3 protein-coding genes are annotated in these 2,076 nt (G+C 71.4%); 1 reads left to right on the forward strand and 2 read right to left on the reverse strand.

Going from position 1 to position 2,076, the window contains the following annotated elements; translation table 11 throughout:
- On the reverse strand, positions 1-297 hold a 297-nt coding region (locus HW578_RS25820), incomplete at its 3' end, for a hypothetical protein (protein WP_456308300.1).
- Positions 298-495: 198 nt separating this feature from the next.
- On the opposite strand from HW578_RS25820, the gene HW578_RS25825 reads away from it, so the two are divergent.
- On the forward strand, positions 496-1,617 hold the full coding sequence (locus HW578_RS25825; RefSeq protein WP_198373575.1) for a branched-chain amino acid ABC transporter substrate-binding protein: 1,122 nt from the start codon (positions 496-498) through the stop codon (positions 1,615-1,617).
- A gap of 236 nt (positions 1,618-1,853) precedes the next feature.
- Here the strand turns inward: HW578_RS25825 and HW578_RS25830 are convergent.
- Positions 1,854-2,076 (reverse strand): hypothetical protein (locus HW578_RS25830; RefSeq protein WP_198373576.1); only part of this gene is annotated, 223 nt, incomplete at its 5' end.

Raw genomic sequence — 2,076 nt, forward strand, 5'->3', positions numbered from 1 at the left:
GATCAGCGCGCCGGCCAGCGCGCCGATCGCGGCACCCGCCAGGATGTCGGAGCCGCGCCGCCCGGTCGCGGCGGCGATGCCCCCGCCTGCGATCGCGCCCGTCACGCCGCCGACGGCCGCGCCGCGCAGGATGTCCTCGCCGAAGAAGTTCCCGGTGCTGTCGAGCTGCACCACGTAGGCGCGGCAGGCATCGCGCCCGTCATCGACCCCGATCCGCCCGGCCTGGGTGGAGACACAGCCGGCCAGCATGACGGCGGCGGTGATGCTGGCAACGGACCGATGAACCGAAGAGCGCATCAAAAAATACTCCGGGCGTAAACAGGCGAGACACCGTAACAGCCCGCCGCGCCGCCTTCCAGTGTTCCGCTGACCGGACCGTGAGCAAGGTCACGCTGGGCAAGCCGGCCCCCCCTCCCCTAGGGTGGCAGGGGGGCTGCGCCCGGGGCCGGAGGGGCCGCGGGGACGGCCGGCTTCGACAAGACAGGGAAGACAACCATGCTCACGACACGCAGGCTGGTGCTCGGCGCGGGCCTCGGCACGCTGGCCATCGGGCGCGACGCCTTCGCGCAGGGCGCGACCGGCCCGATCCGCATCGCCACCGCCGGCCCCATGACCGGCCAGTACGCCGCCTTCGGCACCCAGATGCGCGAGGGCGCGACCCAGGCGGTGACGGACATCAACGCCGCCGGCGGCGTGCTCGGCCGCCAGCTCGCGCTGGAAGTGGGCGACGACGCCTGCGACCCGCGCCAGGCGGTGAGCGTGGCGAACCAGCTCGCCGGCCGGCGCGTCTCCTTCGTCGCGGGGCATTTCTGCTCCGGCTCCTCGATCCCGGCGCGCGACGTCTATGCCGAGGAAGGCGTGCTGCAGATGTCGCCGGCCTCGACCAATCCGCGCTTCACCGACGAAGGCAAGTGGAACACCTTCCGCGTCTGCGGGCGCGACGACCAGCAGGGCCAGGTGGCCGGGCGCTACATCCTGCAGAACATGCGCAACCGGCGCGTCGCGATCCTCCACGACAACTCGGCCTACGGTAAGGGCCTGGCGGACGAGACCAAGAAGGCGCTCAACGCCGGCGGCATGACCGAGGCGATGTACGCCGCCTACACGCCGGGCGAGCGCGACTACAACGCGCTGGTCAGCCGCATGAAGGCGGCCAACATCGATGTCATCTACCTCGGCGGCTACCACACGGAAGGCGGCCTCATCATCCGCCAGGCCAAGGAGCAGGGGATGAACGTCACGCTCATCGGCGGCGATGCGCTGGTGACGAACGAGTTCTGGCAGATCAGCGGCGCGGCCGGCGAAGGCACGCTGATGACCTTCTCCTCCGACCCGCGCCGGCGCCCCACCGCAGCCGAGGTGGTGGCGCGCTTCCGCGCCCGCAACGTCGATCCCGAGGGCTACGTCCTTTATACCTACGCCGCGATCCAGATCTTCGCCGCCGCCGCGGCGAAGGCGAACAGCACCGATCCGCGCCGCCTCGCCGCCATCCTGAAGTCGGACGGGCCGTGGCAGAGCGTGCTCGGGCCGATCTCCTTCGATGCCAAGGGCGATGTCACGGTGCCGGACTACGTCTTCTATGTCTGGCGCAACGGGAGCTACGCCGAGATCTCCTGATTTCGGTTGCACCGACGTGGTGCGGCAATGCAGCATCGCCGCATCGTCAACAAACGAAAGGAGGTGATCCGGTGTCTCATCGCTTCATTCGGGCTGTCGCGCCCGTGGCCCGGATCACCGCTGCCGCCTGAGGCAGCGGGTCACCAGGGTTTCGCGGGCCGCGCAACCGGCCACGCGATGGGAAGGCCCTGGCGGGAAACCGCCGGGGCCTTCTGCGTTTCTGGACGGTTGCGACCTCACCGCGCGGCCTGCAGCGCGGCAGCGCGGCACGCCACCCCGCCATGCCTGCCCATGAAGGGCTGCAGCGCGCCGCACAGATGCGGCGCCCGGTCGGCCCAGCGTTCCTCGGCCGGGGGCGGCGCGCCGGGCTGGAACAGCGGTGGCAGGCCGTCGCGCAGCGCCACGGCGAAGGCGAAGCGCGGCCCGCCGGGGCCGAGCAGCCGCGCCGCAACCTCCTCG

This window comes from Roseomonas rosulenta (assembly GCF_016106005.1).
GTDB classification, from domain to species: Bacteria; Pseudomonadota; Alphaproteobacteria; order Acetobacterales; family Acetobacteraceae; genus Neoroseomonas; species Neoroseomonas rosulenta.

Bases quoted from the DNA above. Each gene is read 5' to 3' on its own strand.
- HW578_RS25825 (WP_198373575.1), top strand. From the start codon at position 496: ATGCTCACGACACGCAGGCTGGTGCTCGGCGCGGGCCTCGGCACGCTG.